This is a genomic window from Afipia sp. GW822-FHT04G07, assembly GCF_058800765.1.
This window is the reverse complement of sequence record NZ_JBXAMP010000001.1, coordinates 1970858-1986897: the sequence shown is the minus strand read 5'-3', so window position 1 is coordinate 1986897 and position 16040 is coordinate 1970858. Positions and strand designations below refer to the sequence as shown.

Sequence of the window (16040 nt, the reverse complement as noted above, 5' to 3'; positions counted from 1 at the left end):
CGATGGTTTCGGTTTTTCTGCGTTCGCTGCTTTACAATATCGTCTTCTATCTGAACCTCGCGTTCTGGGTGCTGCTCGGAATTCCGACCTATGTCATGCCGCGCTGGGGCATCGTCTGGATTGCGACCAACTGGGGGCGAACCAGCATCTGGTGGATGCGGATCATCTGCAACACCAAGGTTGAATATCGTGGCCGCGAGAAAATTCCGAAAGGGCCGCTGATTGCTGCTTCCAAACATCAGTCGGCGTGGGAAACCTTCGCGCTGCTGCAGTTTTTCGATGAGCCGCTTTACATTCTCAAACGCGAACTGCTGTGGCTGCCGTTGTTCGGCTGGTACCTCAGCAAGGCCGGCATGATCGGCGTCGACCGCAAGGCCGGCGGACGCACGTTGATCGACATTACCAAGCGCGCGGCCCGCGAAACCAAGCGTGGCCGGCAGCTTCTGATTTATCCCGAAGGAACACGGCGGGCCGTCGGCGCGCCGCCCGATTACAAAAACGGCGTCAGCCTGATTTATGGCGAAGCCGGCGTGCCCTGCATTCCCGTCGCGCTGAATTCCGGCCTGTTCTGGCCGCGCCGGACCTTCATGCGCTATCCCGGCACGCTCGTTGTCGAGTTTCTCGACCCGATTCCGCCGGGCCTCAAGCGTCAGGAATTTACCGCGCGCCTTCAGGCTGTCATCGAAGAGGCGACCGACAGGCTGGTCAAGGCAGGACGCGAGGAACAGGTCAGGCTGATCGGTTTCTCCGCGCCGGTCGTCGCTCCTCAATCCTGAACTGGCGTTCGGTCAGGGGTGGCGGTGTAGCGCGCCCTCGCCATGCAGCAGCACGGCAAGACGATGCAGTGGCGTATCGCGAATGCCCTGCGCCTCCAGCGCGCGCACTGTCGAAATGACGTACTCGTCGTTTGGTCCGTAGGCGCCGTGTCCCTGGCGCACCAGGCGTAACTGGTCGTCCATTGTCAGTCGGCCCGCATACTGATCGTGGCTGCGGTCGGCGACATAGGCCAGCGCGCTGACGCGCTGACGTGCATCGCCCTCAAGCCAGACCGAGCGCATGACTTCGCGATATACGCCGGTCACCTGTTCGCGCTCGCGCAAGTAGTCGACGGTCTCTTTCCGCCGGGCCGCCGCCACCCTGAATGCAACGCCCTGACAGGCTCCGCCGCGATCCAGTCCCAGCACCAGCCCAGGCTTTTCGGGTGTGCCGCGATGGACCATTGAATAGATGCAGAGCGAGCGGTGCTCGCCGATGAGCCGGGCCGGCTTCTGTTCGAGAAAGGCAAAGCCCGGCTTCCAGATCAGCGACCCATAACCGAACACCCACAGATCATCGTCGGGGAAGTCCTGCTCGGAAAGGATTTTAGCAGCCATGATTGCGTCACCTGGTCGATCACGCCTACCAGTCTGTCTTCGCGCATGCAACTATATGGACATCAATGGGATTTGCGCGAACAGTGCATCTTTCAATTGCCCGATTCAGGTGATCTAGCTTCTGCCATGCCGACATCTCCTATCGCACCTCGCCGCCGTCTCTGGCCCGTTTTCGTGATGCCGGTTCTGGTTCTCGCCGCGGCTGCGGCGTGGAGCGGATTCTGGTTCTACGCGGCCTCTCACGTGGATGAAAAATTCGACGAATGGCGCACACGCGAGGCGAAATCCGGCCGCGCCTATGAATGCGCCAATCGCTCGGTCTCTGGCTTTCCCTTCCGCATGGAGGTGCGTTGCGCAAATCCGGTGGTGACGCTGACGTCGCAGACCGCCGACCGGACCCAGCTCATCGCGAAGCTGAAGGACATTCTGGTTGTCGCGCAGGTCTACGACCCGACAAAAATCATCGCCGAATTTACCGGCCCTGCGATCGTGAGCAATGAGCGCGAGACGTCGTCTTTCGTTGCCAGCTGGACCACGGGGCGGGCCAGCGCATCCGGTCTGCCGACGCCGCAGCGGATTTCGACGGTGTTCGACGATCCGGCGTTCGATCGCGTCAGCGGCGGAGTCCAGACACCTCTGCTGCGCGCGAAGCATCTTGAGTTGCATACGCGGCTGCTGGAAGGCTCGATCTCCGACAATCCGGTGGTGGAGACCGCGCTTCAACTGACGGCGGCAAGTTTGCAGGGATTGCATCCCGTCATGGCCGAGCCGTTCGATGCCGATATTCGCGCGCTGTTGCGCGGCTTGAAGGATTTCGCACCGAAGCCGTGGCCCGAGCGTTTCCGGGAAATCCAGGCTGCGGGCGGGCGTCTGGATTTCACCCAGTCGCGGGTCCAGCAGGGCGAGACCATCGCGGTGGCGGCAGGTTCACTTAGCATTACACCAAGCGGCTATCTCGACGGCGAATTGACGATGACGGTCGCGGGTCTCGAGCGGATCGTGTCGCAACTCGGCATCGACAAGTTGCTGATGGATGGCGTGCCCCAGTCGACGGTCGATCGGGTCGCGCCCGGCATCAGCGCGCAGGACGTCAACAAGGTGATCGGCGCGCTCGACCGCATGATCCCGGGGCTCGGCAATGTCGCGCGCAAGAATGCCAATGCGGGTGTGGTTGCGGGGATCAACCTGCTCGGTCAGGCCTCCACGCTGGAAGGCAAGCCTGCGCGGGCTTTTCCGCTGAAGTTCACCGAGGGTGTGATTTCCATCGGGCCGTTGCGGATCGCGCAGACCGCGCCGCTGTTCTGACGGCTATTGGTCTGCCTTCTTCGGCAGGTTTGCGTGCTTGCGCCCGAAGTCGGGGTCGGCGGTTTCCTGACCGAGGTTAACGATACCGCGGCGGATGGCGCGGGTTCGCGTGAAATGCTCGAACAGCGCCTCGCCGTCACCGCGCCGGATCGCGCGGGTGAGTTTCGAGAGATCTTCCTGAAACGCGCCGAGCATTTCCAGCACGGCATCCTTGTTGGCGAGAAACACGTCGCGCCACATCACCGGATCGGACGCCGCGATGCGCGTGAAATCGCGAAAGCCGCCGGCGGAGAATTTCAGGACTTCCGCCTGCGTGACATCCTCGAGTTCGTCGGCCGTGCCCACGATCGTGTAGGCGATCAGATGCGGCAGATGACTGGTGACGGCGAGCACCAGATCGTGATGATCAGCGCCCATGGTTTCGACATTGGCGCCAAGCGCGCGCCAGAACCCCGCAAGTTTTTCGACGGCGGCAGCGTCCGCATTGGCCGGCGGTGTGAGAATGCACCAGCGATTGATAAACAATTCGGCAAAGCCTGAATCGGGACCGGAGTACTCGGTGCCCGCGACAGGATGCGCGGGGATGAAGTGGACGTTTTTTGGGAGATGCGGAGACATCTCGCGCACCACAGCGCCCTTCACGGAGCCCACGTCGGAGACAATGGCGCCCGGTTTGAGATATGGCGCAATCTCCTCCGCGACCGGCCCGCAGGCGCCGACCGGAATGCACAGTATAACGAGGTCAGCGTCTTTCACCGCCTCCGCGTTCGTGTCGACCACGCGATCGACGATACCGAGTTCTTGGACACGCGCGCGGGTTGCCGGCGAGCGCGCGGTGGTCACGATCTCTCCCGCAAGCTTTTGCGCGCGTGCCGCCCGCGCAATCGAACCGCCGATCAGGCCGAAGCCGATCAGCGCGATCCGCCCGAAGTGAGGTTCGGCGCTCACTTCCGCCCCATGAATTCGGCCAGGGCTGCGACGACGAGCTTGTTCGCTTCTTCGGTGCCGACAGTCATGCGCAGCGCGTGCGGCAGCTTGTAGTTCTTCAGCGCGCGCAGGATCAGGCCGCGCTTGGTCAGAAACGCATCGGCGTCCTCGGCCGTCTTGCCCTTCTCCTGCGGGAAATGGATCAGGATGAAGTTGGCTGCGCTTGGCGTCACCTGAAGTCCGAGCTTGCCGACCTCGTCGGTCAGCCATTCGCGCCACTTCTCGGTGTGCACACGGGACATGTCCTGATGCGCCGTGTCCTCAAGGGCCGCGACCGCGGCCATCATTGCCGCGGTGCTGACGTTGAACGGGCCGCGAATGCGGTTGACCGCATCGACGATGTTTTCGGGGCCGTACATCCAGCCGATCCGCAACGAGGCGAGGCCGTAGATTTTCGAGAAGGTCCGCGTCATCACCGTGTTGTCGGTGGTGGCGACCATCTCGATGCCGGCTTCATAGTCGTTGCGCGAAACGTATTCGGAGTAGGCGGCGTCGATCACCAGCAGCACATGCGGCGGCAATCCCGCGCGCAGCCGCTTGACCTCGTCGAACGGCAAGTAGGTGCCGGTCGGATTGTTCGGGTTGGCCAGCCAGACGAGCTTGGTGCGCGGCGTGACAAGCGCGAGGATCGCGTCGACATCGGCGGTAAAGTTTGTCTCCGGCGCAATGATGTTCGTCGCGCCGTTCGCCATCGTGGCAATCGGATAAACGAGAAAGCCATGGGTGGTGTGTATCGCCTCGTCGCCTGGGCCGAGATAGGTGTGTGCGAGCAGGTTCAGGATCTCGTCGGAGCCCGCGCCGCAGATAATGCGATCCGGGTCGAGCCCGTAGGTGCGCCCGATGGCTTCGCGCAAAACGCGCGAGGTGCCTTCCGGATAATCTTCCAGATGATCGGCGGCAGCCTTGTAGGCGGCGACGGCCTTGGGCGACGGTCCGAGCGGGGTCTCGTTCGCCGACAGCTTGAACACGCGGCCGCTCAGTCCCGCGCCGCTTTTGCCGGGCGTGTAGGGCGCAATATCGAGAATGCCTGGCTTCGGCACAGGGCGTGACATCGACTTAAACTCCGAAATGAAGACTTAGGCTTTGGATTGCGGGACCGTATAGCGCGTTGCATGGCTCCCGACGAGAGCCGATGAGCGCACCGAAGCCCCTGCCGCAAGCAGCGCGGCGGTGATTTTCGCAAGTCCGCCCGGGCCCGGAACCGAGATCAGCAGTGCCGCGCCGTCGGATGCGGTATCGGGAACGGCAATGATTTCCGAGAACGGCGACAACGCGCGGGCGACATCCGCGCTCCAGCCGGAGACGCGGACGCTCCACATCTCGACTTCGGTCACCATCGCATCCGCAGCGACGCGCGAGACGACGAACACCGGCAATGCGGCCGGATGGTCGGCGCGCTCGACGAACGGTAGCCGCGCAATAATTTTCGGTGTGCCGGCGGGTTCGAGCGCGATCCACCACGGCGAGCGGCTGCCGGTCGCGGAGATCAGCGCGAGATCGCCCTTGGATTTCGCCACCGCTTCCACGGCCGCTTCAGCGTTGAAATGCGCGACGAACGGAACGGTGAAACCGAAATGAAATCGCGCGGAGTCCCGCATCGCGGATTCGCCGACGGACAGATCGGCATGAACCGAGAAGGGCGCCTGCACGTAGGTGAAGGTCGAGATGATGACGCGCCAGATGCTCTCGACCGTGTCGAGCGGCAGCATACCGCGATGACGCTGCACCAGCCGGCGCATCATGTCGGCCTCGCGCGCGGGGCGGAAGGCGGAGCCCACTTCCTGCGTCTTCTTCACCGAGATCAGGCGGTCGATGATGTCGCCGCGCTTCATCAACAAGCCATGCACCTGCTCATCGATGGAATCGATTTCGAGGCGAAGGTCCTGCAGCGATGGCGGCGGCTTGGTCATGGTATCGCGACTTGTGTTTGCAGCCTGGAAGCTGCGATTGAGGCCGGTCTGAAAGGGGGTTGGCTGGCGCATTGATAGGCAGGGGAGCGCCTGAAAGCAAAGAAAACATTGGCAATTCTGACCTCGCGCAGCCGCAGGGGCGGTTCGCATCCCGCGGTGCAGCTTGACGAAAAGGCCGTTCGTGACTAGTAACTTAGCCATTCCGTGGTCATTTGAGCCGGCCGGCTTGCAGCCACGTTAAACAACTCGCTAAACAGGCCGGGGACATAAGTGATCCCGGCCGAACCTCGTTTCAGGCCGGGTTTTTTTATGGCCTGATTTCCGACGTTGGTCGCGAGACCTGCTGAGGAGGCCAGTATCAAGATGGTAAACGTCAAGCCCATTAACAACGCGGCGGCGCCGACCGGCGAGCGTGCGCATGAGGCGGATCACCCGACGTCGCTGGTCGCGCGGTTCGGCACCGACAAGCCGCTGCGGCTGGATTGCGGCGTCGATCTCGCGCCGTTTCAGATTGCCTATCAGGCGTATGGCCAACTCAACGCCGATCGCTCCAATGCCATCCTGATCTGCCATGCGCTGACCGGGGATCAGCATGTTGCGAACGTGCATCCTGTCACCGGCAAGTCGGGATGGTGGGAAACGCTCGTCGGTCCCGGCAAGCCGATCGACACCGACAAATACTTCATCGTCTGCTCCAACGTGGTCGGCGGCTGCATGGGCTCCACCGGTCCGTCATCGACGAACCCCGAGACCGGCAAGCCGTGGGGGCTGGATTTTCCGATGATCACCTTGCCTGATATGGTTCGGGCGCAGGCGATGCTGCTCGATCACCTCGGCATCGAGAAGCTGCTCGCCGTCGTCGGCGGATCGATGGGCGGAATGCAGGCATTGCAATGGGCTGCTGCCTATCCCGAGCGGGTGTTTTCCGCGCTGGCGGTGGCGTGCAGCACGCGGCACTCGGCGCAGAACATCGCATTCCATGAACTGGGCCGTCAGGCGGTGATGGCGGATCCGGACTGGCGCGGCGGGCGCTATTTCGAGGAAGACACCCATCCGCGCCGCGGTCTCGGGGTCGCGCGCATGGCGGCGCATATCACTTATCTTTCGGACGCGGCGCTGCATCGCAAGTTCGGGCGGCGATTGCAGGATCGCGAAGTGCCGACATTTTCGTTCGATGCGGATTTCGAGGTCGAGAGCTATCTGCGGCATCAAGGCTCGTCGTTCGTCGAACGCTTCGACGCCAACAGCTATCTCTACCTGACGCGCGCGATGGACTACTTCGATATCGCCGCCGACCACAATGGCGTGCTGGCGGAGGCCTTTCGCGGCACGCGCACGCGTTTCTGTGTCGTGTCGTTCACCAGCGACTGGCTGTTTCCAACGTCGGAATCCCGCGCGGTCGTGCATGCCCTCAACGCCGGAAGCGCGCGGGTGTCGTTCGCCGAGATCGAGACCGACAGGGGGCACGACGCGTTCCTGCTGGACGTGCCCGAATTCATCGAGATTTCCCGTGCGTTCCTGGAATCGGCCGCGTCCGCGCACGGCCTGACCTAGGAGCGCGCATATGACCATCCAGGATCAGGCCTTCAAACCGACCGCGATTTTGCCCGTGACCGAGAACGGCTACCGCGCCGACCATCTGCTGGTGGCGGAGATGGTGCCGCCCGGATCGAAGGTGCTGGACGTCGGCTGCGGCGAGGGCGACCTGCTGCAACTTTTGGAAAAGCGCGGTGTCGATGGCCGCGGCATCGAACTGTCGCGCGAGGGCGTCAATCGTTGCGTCTCCAAGGGCCTCGCGGTCGTGCAGGGCGATGCCGACACCGACCTCGTCAATTATCCTGACGATGCGTTCGATTATGTTTTGCTGTCGCAGACGTTGCAGGCGACGCGCCAGCCGCGCGTGGTTCTGGAAAACCTGCTGCGCATCGGGCACCGGGCGATCGTGACGTTTCCGAATTTCGGGCACTGGAAAATGCGCCTTCAGCTTCTGGTCAAGGGCCAGATGCCGCGCACCGATAATCTTCCGGCGACGTGGTACGACACGCCGAACATCCACTTCTGCACCATCAAGGATTTCGTGCAGCTCTGCGACGAGATCAACGTCAAGATGGAGCGCGCGGTGGCGCTTGACCTCTACGGCAGGCCGCTGCGGCTCAATGCGCCGTGGTGGTTCTGGAACATGTTCGGCGAGCAGGGTGTTTTTCTGCTGAGCCGCCGCGATTAGGCCGAACGGCGAAATCGTCCGGAAATCGCGTGATTCCGGCCCTTAAGTTATCGTGCGATAATCGCGGAGCGCATAGCAGTCTTGCTCAACGCCGCTCAGCGCGCAGCTGTCTTGTTTCTGCCACATCCCGCCCGTCATACGCCCGCTCACTCATATCGCTCCGGCATGGAGCGATGGAAAATGGGGGTGTAACGAGGACTATGGATGATTGTAAGTAACGCGTTTCGTCGGCCTGTTGGTCTCACTGCGGTTGCATTGTGCTCACTGGCAATTGTCGCAATCGCGACCCCGGCTTCGGCGAGGCCACATCACGGCGCCAGCCGTCATGCTCATGTGCATCATATCAAGAAGCATCACATCAAGAAACATCGTGGATATCGCGTTCGTCATGGACGGCGCGGCGGTCATGCGCCGGCAGAAGCATCTGCCGTAACTTCTGCTCCGCAGAGCTTCGGCGGATCGAACATCGTTGCGGAAGCGCGGCGTTACATCGGCAGCGGCAATCCCACAGGGCGTGCGAGCCTGTGGTGCGCGCGCTTCATGAACATGGTGCTTCAGCGCTCGGGTCATAAGGGCACGGGCTCGGACATGGCGCGCTCGTTCGCTAGCTACGGCCAGCGCATTTCCGGCCCGCAGGTCGGCGCCATCGCCGTGATGTCGCGTGGCCGCCGCGGCGGTCATGTCGGCGTCGTCAGCGGCATCGACGCCAAGGGCAACCCGATCGTCATCTCGGGCAACCACGGCCGCCGTGTCGCCGAGTCGAGCTATTCGCGCGGGCGGATCTACGCCTACGTGATGCCGACGAGCTGATCGTTCAAAACAGCTTCGGCTCTTCACTCACAACCGCATCGCCGGTGGCAATCTCGCCGCCGGCGATGACTTGCGCATACACGCCGCAATCCGCATGGCCATTCGCCCGCATCAGCGCCTGCGGGATGTTCAGATCGCGTTCGGCGGTCACCGGATCGACATTGACGGCCGCGCAGCGCACGATCCGCTTGATGATCCGCAGCTGTGCGCCGCCGATCTCGAGCGTGGTGTTCATCAGGTCGAACTCGTGCCATGGGGGCCAGCCGCTCACGTAAAGGTTGGCGCGAAACCGCAGCGGATGGACCGGCTGCCCGACAAGGGTTTCGATCACGGCAAGGCTGGCGAGATTGATGATCGAGACGACCTTGGCTGCAACGTCCGAGAAGCTGTGCCCGGGCGCCGAGAGAATTCTGGGCGATCCGTGCAACTCGTTTGTAAAATTCTCGGCAAAGAACTGTTCGATGGCGGCGCGCCCGCTCGCTGTTTCCAGATCGCCGCGCACGGCTTCCGCGTCGTTGCGATGAATCGCGAGAATGTTGCTGGCGTCGTCAAACCGCGTTTGCAGCCCGGCAAGGCGCTCGTTCCGCATCAGCATCAGAAACCGGATCTTCGGAAAATACTTCGGATCCGCCGGGTCGAAGCCCGTGGGTCCGTTCTCGATGGCATAACGGCGATCCGCAGGAAGCGTCTGGCTCTCGCGAAGGACCACGCGGTCGAGCGCTTCCGGTGACAGGCCTTTGACGGGATAGCGATAGATACCGTTAACGGTGACGGGGGAGGCGTTCGACATCCGGCATCCTTATGCGAATTTACCCTGCCATTCCAGCGCGGGTGAATTTTTGGCCCTGCCTCTTTCGCAGGCGTGCCGGGGTTCCCACATTTGCGTGAGGCCGGCCCAGACCGGCCACCGCTCCGGGTTGAGGAACGTCAACGCCGGCAGCGGAAACCCATTGAAGATGCTAATTTCGTGCCTTCGGGGCGGAATGGCAGGCTGAGGGACACCGAATGAATATTGAAAAGTACACCGACCGCGTGAAGGGATTCATCCAGTCGGCACAGAGTCTGGCCATGCGTGAGGGCCATCAGCAGTTCACGCCCCTGCATATCCTCAAAGTGCTGCTCGACGATAGCGAAGGTCTGGCCGGTGGGCTGATCGACCGCTCGGGAGGCAATTCCCGTGCGATCCTGAAAGCGACCGAGGATGCGCTCGGCAAGATGCCGAAGATTTCCGGCGGCGGCGCAGGGCAGATTTATCTTGCGCCCGCCACTGCGCGCGCCTTCGACGCCGCCGAACAGGCTGCCGACAAGGCTGGCGACAGTTTCGTCACGGTCGAACGGCTGTTGCTGGCGCTTGCGCTCGACAAGGACAGCGACGCGGGCGCTCTGCTCGCCAAGGGCGGCGTCACCCCGCAAAATCTCAATGCCGCCGTGAACGCGCTGCGCAAGGGGCGCACCGCCGACAGCGCCACGGCGGAGAACGCCTATGACGCGCTGAAGAAATACGCTCGCGATCTGACGCAGGCGGCGCGCGACGGCAAGCTCGATCCGGTGATCGGCCGCGACGAGGAAATCCGCCGCACCATTCAGGTGCTGTCACGCCGCACCAAGAACAATCCGGTGCTGATCGGCGAACCCGGCGTCGGCAAGACCGCCATCGTCGAGGGCCTTGCGCTGCGCATCGTCAATGGCGACGTGCCGGAAAGCCTGAAGGACAAATCGGTTCTGTCCCTCGATCTCGGCGCGCTGATCGCAGGCGCGAAGTATCGCGGCGAGTTCGAGGAGCGGTTGAAGGCCGTGCTGACCGAAGTCACCGGGTCCGACGGCCAGATTATCCTGTTCATCGACGAGATGCATACGCTGGTCGGCGCGGGTAAGGCCGACGGCGCGATGGATGCGTCGAACCTGCTCAAGCCTGCGCTGGCGCGCGGCGAGCTGCACTGCATCGGCGCGACCACGCTCGACGAGTATCGCAAGCATGTCGAGAAGGACGCCGCCCTCGCACGCCGGTTCCAGCCGGTGTTCGTCAGCGAGCCGACGGTGGAAGACACCGTCTCGATCCTGCGCGGGCTGAAGGAGAAGTACGAGTTACATCACGGGGTCCGCATCACGGATTCCGCGATCGTGGCAGCGGCGACGCTGTCGAACCGCTATATCACGGACCGTTTTCTGCCCGACAAGGCCATCGACCTGATCGACGAGGCCGGCGCGCGGCTGAAGATGCAGATCGATTCCAAGCCGGAAGAGCTCGACACCATCGACCGCGACATCGTGCGGCTGAAGATCGAACAGGAGGCGCTGAAGAAGGAAACCGATTCCGCGTCGAAGGAGCGTCTCCAGCGGCTTGAGAAAGAATTGGCCGATCTTGAGGAAAAGGGCGATGCGCTGACTGCGAAGTGGCAGGCGGAACGCGACAAGCTGTCCGACGCCCAGAAGGTCAAAAGCGAACTGGAGCAGGCGCGCCAGGAACTGGCCGACGCGCAGCGTCGTGGCGAATTCCAGAAGGCCGGTGAGCTGGCCTATGGCCGCATTCCCGAGCTTGAGAAGCGGCTGAAGGCGCTAGAGGAGAGCGAGAAGGCCGGCAACGTCGTGCTCGAGGAAGCCGTCACGGCGAGCCACGTCGCGCAGGTGGTGTCGCGCTGGACCGGCATCCCCGTCGACCGGATGCTCGAAGGCGAACGCGAGAAGCTGCTCAAGATGGAGCTGCAGCTTGCCAAGCGCGTCATCGGTCAGGCCGAAGCGGTCACCGCGGTATCGACAGCGGTGCGGCGCTCGCGTGCGGGATTGCAGGACCCGAACCGTCCGATCGGATCGTTCATGTTCCTCGGCCCCACCGGCGTCGGCAAGACCGAATTGACCAAGGCGCTCGCGGAATATCTGTTCGACGACGAGACCGCGCTGGTCCGCATGGACATGTCCGAATACATGGAGAAGCATTCGGTGGCGCGGCTGATCGGCGCGCCTCCGGGCTATGTCGGTTATGACGAGGGCGGCGCGCTCACCGAGGCCGTGCGCCGCAGGCCGTATCAGGTCGTGCTGTTCGACGAAATCGAGAAGGCGCATCCGGATGTGTTCAACGTGTTGCTGCAGGTTCTTGACGACGGCCGCCTGACCGATGGTCAGGGCCGCACGGTCGACTTCCGCAACACGCTGATCATCATGACCTCAAATCTTGGCTCCGAATATCTCGTCAGCCAGGGAGAGGGTGAAGATACGTCGGCGGTGCGCGATCAGGTCATGGCCATCGTGCGCGCGAGCTTCCGTCCGGAATTCCTCAATCGCGTGGACGAGATCATCCTGTTCCACCGGCTGCAGCGAACCGAGATGGGCCGCATTGTCGATATTCAGATGCAGCGGCTCTCGAAGCTGCTGGACGATCGCAAGATCACGTTGACGCTCGACGATAAGGCGCGCGATTGGCTGGCTGCGAAGGGCTGGGATCCAGCTTACGGCGCACGTCCTCTCAAACGTGCGATCCAGCGCGCAGTGCAGGATCCGCTGGCGGAGATGATCCTGGCCGGACGCATCCATGACGGTGAAGTGGTCGCGGTCTCGGCGGGCGATGGCGGCCTGACCTTCAATGGTCAACTTGCCAGGATCGATACCGAGACGCCACCGGTGCCCAAGAGCAAGCTGAATTGAAGATAAAATAGCCGGGCAACGTGCCCGGCTATTTCTATTTGTACAGCTGTCTGCCGGGCTACTTTTTCTTCAGCGTGTAGATCGCGTTCTCGATGTCGGACGACACGTAGATCGTGCCCGACGCGCCGACGCCGACGCCGGTCGGGATGTTCGTCGGCAAGGTTCCTGCGGCGCTCGCAAGTCCGATCGGCAGGTTGCCGGCAAGCTCTGTAATGGCGCCGGTCTGCGGATCGATGGAGATTATCCGTTTGGCGCCGACCTCCGCGACGATCAGTTTTCCGTCGGGCGCAAGCGCGATGCCTTCCGGACCTTTCAGATCCTTGGCGACGACGGTCTTGGCGCCGCTCGCAAGATCGATCTTCGACACCAGCCCGGCGAAGGCCTCCGTCACATAAGCCGTGTTGTCGTTCGCAGTGACGAGGCCGACGGGGCCCGCGAGATCGCCGGCCACCGTCTTGCGATCCTTGCCGTGCTCGCCGCTGGCGCGAACCAGCGATTTCGTGCCGAGTTCGTTCACGAGAAGACTGCCATCACCGAGGCGCACGGCATCGTGCGGGGCCTTGAAGCCGTGCAGCATCTCGACCGTCTTGCCGGTCTTGCGCTCGATGAGTTGTACCGTTCCGGTGAACCAGCTCGACAGCACGACGAAATCGCCCTTGGCCGTGGCGCTCATCGGATATTCCAGCGTGACGCCGTCCGCGTGCATGCGTGAGGTTTCGCTGACCTTGCCGGTGCCGCCGTCAACCGTGCGATAGGCAAAGACGTCGGCGATGTAGACCGTGTCCTTGCCGTCGTCAGTGACAACGCCGATGCCGCCGGGCAGTGCGAGTTGCCCGATAATGATCTGTTTCGCCGTGCCGGTTTCGGGATCGACTTCCTGAATGCCGTTATCGGCCATGTTGGAAACGAAGATGCGATCCTTGTCATCGATGGCAAGGTTGTCGAGGGAGGGCTTGAGCTGGGCTGCGACTTTTTTCGTGCCCGTCTTCGGATCCACTTTCACGAGTTGGCCGAGCGCAGTATCGACCACCCAAAGATTGCCCTTTGAATCGAAATTGACGGCCGCAGGCACCTTGAACCCATCCGCGACCACTGCGAGTTCGCCCTTGTCGACATCCACCTTGACGACCTGGCCTTTGAACCACAGCGGTCCATAGAGCTGGTCGTCCGGGCCGAATTCGAATCCGTTCAACCCGCCCATCTTTTCCATGATCTTGCGCGGAGGCTTTGCGCCCTCGACGTCGATCTCGTAGAGCGCATCGCCGAGGAAGACCTGCGTGGCGTAAAGCCGGCCGTCCTTGCGGAATGCCAGCGAATTGATTCCCGGCAGACCGGACGCGAGCTTCCTGATCGGGCCGTCGCCTTTGCGCGCATAGAGATCGCCGGTGATGAACCCGGTCCACGCCATGGTGCCATCGGGCGCGAACGCGATGTCGTCGGCCATGCCGCCGTCGGCGGCGGTCACGGAAATCTTCGCGGTGCCGGTGCTGCGGTCGACTTCGTAAAGCGCTGCGCCTGCGACGCTGCCCGCGAACATGCGTCCGCTCTTGTCGATGCCCAGTCCATGAACGCCGTGAAACGCCGAGCCTGGCACCAGCTTCGCCACCTCATAGGCTTGCGACAAGGCTGCGGTGGTTGTGCCGACCGCGAGTGCGGCCACGAGTGTCGCGCTCGCGACAAATCGGTTCATCATGGCAAGCCTCCCTGTTTGGCGTCTTCGCGCCGGGATTTATGCAGGGAGTATTTGGGGTCGAGCGCTGCTTGGCAACGAAAACCGACGTTGCGATGCACGCACGGTACGGCACGCGACACCGGCGTCGGCAATCTTTCAAGATTGAGGAATGTTGTCGGGAAACACGGAGCCGGGATTTAGCGCTCGCCCGCGGCCTGCGCTGTCTTCTGGCCCTTGGCGGCTTGCGGCTGCGGACGATTGCTGCCCGGTCGGTTGTTGATCATGGTGTCGAGCCGGTCGCGTTCGGCTTCGAAACTCGTCAGCATCGGCCCCTCAAGCGAACGTCCGCGCGGCAGCTTGATGCGCATCGGATCGACGAAGCGGCCGTTGACCAGAATTTCGTAGTGGACGTGGGCACCGGTCGAGAGGCCGGTCGAGCCGACGAAGCCGATCACCTGGCCCTGACGGACGCGCTTGCCGGGCTCCATGCCCTTGGCGAAAGCGGTCATGTGGCCGTAGGCCGTTTCATATCCATTGGGATGCTTGATGCGGATGTATTTGCCGTATCCGCCTTCCCATCCGGCCTTCTCGATGGATCCGTTGCCGGATGCGAAAATCGGAGTTCCGTAAGGGGCTGCCCAATCCACGCCGGTATGCATCTTGGTGTAGCCGAGGATCGGATGGCGGCGGCCGCCGAAGCCGGAGCGCATGATGGCGTTGCTGACGGGTTTGCGGACCAGGAACTTCTTCGCGCTCTTGCCGGTCTCGTCGTAGTAGTCGACGATCGAGTCGTCCGGCGCCTGGAAGCGATAGTATTTTTTGGTTTCGCCGCCGACGGTGAGGGCTGCATACAGCACCTCGGTCTTTTCGTTATTGACCGGCGTTTCGTCCTCGCCGGCGAAGAACACTTCGAACGAATCGCCGGCCTGCACCTTGCGCTGGAAATCGACGTCGTAGGAGTAGATCCGGATCATGTCTTCGATGACGGTGGCCGGAACCTTGTTGCGCAGCGCGGTCTCGTAAATGCTCTGGTAGAGCCGCACGCCGGTGCCGTCATCATCTTCGTCATCGTCGCTGCTGTTTGCGGTCTCGGTCACGGTATTGAAGCTCTGGGGATCGACGGCGACGTATTTGCCGAGATCGGACAGCGCTGCGACGGCCTCGATGGTGGCTTCGTTGGCGACGATGACGCGAACCGGTTGCTGGCGCTGAAGTCCGGGGCCGGTCCCCGCCATCATGATGCGCAGCTTCTGGCCTTCCTTGAGCCCGCCGTCGCGGCCGCGCGCGCCGAGATTGTTGGCGATGGCCAGCGCTTCGCCCGGTGACGCTCCCATATCGCGCAGGATGGTCTGTACGGTGTCGCCCTTCTTGACGATGTGGATGCGCTCGCTGGAGGGGTTCCCGCCGGTGGCCTGATCCTTGGTTTTCGGAAGCAGGGTGACGTTTTCCGGCACCACGCGCGCCTCGAAACCCGCGTAGGGATCGGGCGTGCCTTCCGCGGCATAGGCCATCTTGAAATCGGTCGGTGAACTTGACGCATATTTCACGGCGCTGTTGCCCCGCCAGTTCGATGCGTCGCGGACCCGCAGCAGAACTTCGTCGATCGCGACATTGGCCGCGATTTTCGCGCGAGGCAGCACCGACGCGAGGTCGCGCGTCACGAAAGAGACTTCCGCATCCGGCTCGGCGGTCTGGGCGTCGCCGTCTGCGGGCGCCGCGCTGCCGACGTCGGTCAACATGCGCTGCGCATTGAAGGCCGGGACCTTGGAAGAGAGATCGCTGGTGGTGAGTGAGAGGTTGCCTGCGATTCGAACGAACGGGCGTACCTTCATGACGTCGCGGTTGCCGGCGCGGGCCACCGTTGAAACGCGAATCACCTGGCGCGCGGCCGTCGAATCGCTGGGCGGCGGAAGCCGGTCGCTTTTGCGCGCGACAGCTCCCTTGTCATTCGCGCCGAATGCACCGCGCAACGCGCCTTCGACACGTTCGGGCACCTTGGCGAATGTCATTTCGCCATCGAGCGACGCGAAAACGGCGCCGCCGATCAAAGCCGCGCCGCACAGACCGGTGAGAATCGTGCCGCTGAACCATTGGACGGAGACGCGTCGGCGATCGATGAC

At 62.7% G+C, this 16040-nt stretch carries 13 protein-coding genes and 1 riboswitch (1 of these 14 cut by a window edge); of the genes, 6 read left to right on the top strand and 7 right to left on the bottom strand.

The window, feature by feature from the left end; translation table 11 throughout:
• Nucleotides 1-2: 2 nt before the first annotated feature.
• Complete coding sequence (locus AC1RKJ_RS09730; RefSeq protein WP_492790852.1) at nucleotides 3-776, top strand: lysophospholipid acyltransferase family protein; 774 nt, start codon at nucleotides 3-5, stop codon at nucleotides 774-776.
• 12 nt (nucleotides 777-788) lie between these two features.
• On the opposite strand, the gene AC1RKJ_RS09725 is transcribed toward AC1RKJ_RS09730, so the two are convergent.
• Complete coding sequence (locus AC1RKJ_RS09725; protein ID WP_492790851.1) at nucleotides 789-1373, bottom strand: gamma-glutamylcyclotransferase; 585 nt, start codon at nucleotides 1371-1373, stop codon at nucleotides 789-791.
• A gap of 126 nt (nucleotides 1374-1499) precedes the next feature.
• Between AC1RKJ_RS09725 and AC1RKJ_RS09720 the strand changes: the two genes are divergently transcribed.
• On the top strand, nucleotides 1500-2678 hold the full coding sequence (locus tag AC1RKJ_RS09720) for a DUF2125 domain-containing protein (RefSeq protein ID WP_492790850.1): 1179 nt from the start codon (nucleotides 1500-1502) through the stop codon (nucleotides 2676-2678).
• Nucleotides 2679-2681: 3 nt separating this feature from the next.
• Here the strand turns inward: AC1RKJ_RS09720 and AC1RKJ_RS09715 are convergent, their stop codons facing one another.
• Genes AC1RKJ_RS09715 through AC1RKJ_RS09705 form a run of 3 tightly spaced genes read right to left on the bottom strand, consistent with a single transcriptional unit; the run spans nucleotide 2682 to nucleotide 5575 of the window.
• Entirely contained in the window at nucleotides 2682-3626 is a 945-nt protein-coding gene (locus tag AC1RKJ_RS09715) for a prephenate/arogenate dehydrogenase family protein (protein ID WP_492790849.1), read from the bottom strand.
• Nucleotides 3623-4717, bottom strand: coding sequence for a histidinol-phosphate transaminase (hisC, locus tag AC1RKJ_RS09710; RefSeq protein ID WP_492790848.1), 1095 nt, complete (start codon nucleotides 4715-4717; stop codon nucleotides 3623-3625). Before hisC ends, AC1RKJ_RS09715 begins: the two co-directional genes overlap by 4 nt.
• Before the next feature lie 24 nt (nucleotides 4718-4741).
• Complete coding sequence (locus AC1RKJ_RS09705) at nucleotides 4742-5575, bottom strand: chorismate mutase (protein WP_492790847.1); 834 nt, start codon at nucleotides 5573-5575, stop codon at nucleotides 4742-4744.
• Between the two features lie 194 nt (nucleotides 5576-5769).
• Nucleotides 5770-5849: riboswitch (SAM riboswitch) on the top strand.
• Between the two features lie 89 nt (nucleotides 5850-5938).
• Here AC1RKJ_RS09705 and metX point away from each other — a divergent pair.
• From metX to AC1RKJ_RS09690, 3 genes are all read left to right on the top strand, one after another.
• On the top strand, nucleotides 5939-7129 hold the full coding sequence (gene metX / locus AC1RKJ_RS09700) for a homoserine O-acetyltransferase MetX (protein WP_492790846.1): 1191 nt from the start codon (nucleotides 5939-5941) through the stop codon (nucleotides 7127-7129).
• A 10-nt stretch (nucleotides 7130-7139) separates the two neighbouring features.
• Nucleotides 7140-7799, top strand: coding sequence for a methionine biosynthesis protein MetW (gene metW / locus AC1RKJ_RS09695; RefSeq protein ID WP_492790845.1), 660 nt, complete (start codon nucleotides 7140-7142; stop codon nucleotides 7797-7799).
• Between the two features lie 204 nt (nucleotides 7800-8003).
• A complete protein-coding gene (locus AC1RKJ_RS09690) occupies nucleotides 8004-8609 on the top strand; it encodes a TIGR02594 family protein (protein ID WP_492790844.1) in 606 nt (201 codons plus the stop codon).
• A 4-nt stretch (nucleotides 8610-8613) separates the two neighbouring features.
• Here AC1RKJ_RS09690 and AC1RKJ_RS09685 read toward each other — a convergent pair whose 3' ends face one another.
• Nucleotides 8614-9399, bottom strand: coding sequence for an MOSC domain-containing protein (locus AC1RKJ_RS09685; protein WP_492790843.1), 786 nt, complete (start codon nucleotides 9397-9399; stop codon nucleotides 8614-8616).
• Between the two features lie 215 nt (nucleotides 9400-9614).
• Between AC1RKJ_RS09685 and clpB the strand changes: the two genes are divergently transcribed.
• Nucleotides 9615-12248 (top strand): ATP-dependent chaperone ClpB, encoded by a 2634-nt coding sequence (gene clpB, locus AC1RKJ_RS09680; protein ID WP_492790842.1) that lies wholly within the window; start codon nucleotides 9615-9617, stop codon nucleotides 12246-12248.
• Nucleotides 12249-12306: 58 nt separating this feature from the next.
• Here the strand turns inward: clpB and AC1RKJ_RS09675 are convergent, their stop codons facing one another.
• Complete coding sequence (locus AC1RKJ_RS09675; RefSeq protein ID WP_492790841.1) at nucleotides 12307-13941, bottom strand: Vgb family protein; 1635 nt, start codon at nucleotides 13939-13941, stop codon at nucleotides 12307-12309.
• Nucleotides 13942-14117: 176 nt separating this feature from the next.
• Nucleotides 14118-16040, bottom strand: the 3' portion of a protein-coding gene (locus AC1RKJ_RS09670; RefSeq protein ID WP_492790840.1) for a peptidoglycan DD-metalloendopeptidase family protein. It continues 99 nt past the right edge of the window; the window shows 1923 of its 2022 coding nt (coding positions 100-2022); its start codon lies beyond the right edge, outside the window; the stop codon is at nucleotides 14118-14120.

Bases quoted from the DNA above. Each gene is read 5' to 3' on its own strand.
- AC1RKJ_RS09720 (WP_492790850.1), top strand. From the start codon at position 1,500: ATGCCGACATCTCCTATCGCACCTCGCCGCCGTCTCTGGCCCGTTTTC.
- clpB (WP_492790842.1), top strand. From the start codon at position 9,615: ATGAATATTGAAAAGTACACCGACCGCGTGAAGGGATTCATCCAGTCG.
- metX (WP_492790846.1), top strand. From the start codon at position 5,939: ATGGTAAACGTCAAGCCCATTAACAACGCGGCGGCGCCGACCGGCGAG.
- AC1RKJ_RS09675 (WP_492790841.1), bottom strand. From the start codon at position 13,941: ATGATGAACCGATTTGTCGCGAGCGCGACACTCGTGGCCGCACTCGCG.
- AC1RKJ_RS09690 (WP_492790844.1), top strand. From the start codon at position 8,004: ATGATTGTAAGTAACGCGTTTCGTCGGCCTGTTGGTCTCACTGCGGTT.
- AC1RKJ_RS09705 (WP_492790847.1), bottom strand. From the start codon at position 5,575: ATGACCAAGCCGCCGCCATCGCTGCAGGACCTTCGCCTCGAAATCGAT.
- hisC (WP_492790848.1), bottom strand. From the start codon at position 4,717: ATGTCACGCCCTGTGCCGAAGCCAGGCATTCTCGATATTGCGCCCTAC.
- AC1RKJ_RS09725 (WP_492790851.1), bottom strand. From the start codon at position 1,373: ATGGCTGCTAAAATCCTTTCCGAGCAGGACTTCCCCGACGATGATCTG.
- metW (WP_492790845.1), top strand. From the start codon at position 7,140: ATGACCATCCAGGATCAGGCCTTCAAACCGACCGCGATTTTGCCCGTG.
- AC1RKJ_RS09685 (WP_492790843.1), bottom strand. From the start codon at position 9,399: ATGTCGAACGCCTCCCCCGTCACCGTTAACGGTATCTATCGCTATCCC.
- AC1RKJ_RS09730 (WP_492790852.1), top strand. From the start codon at position 3: ATGGTTTCGGTTTTTCTGCGTTCGCTGCTTTACAATATCGTCTTCTAT.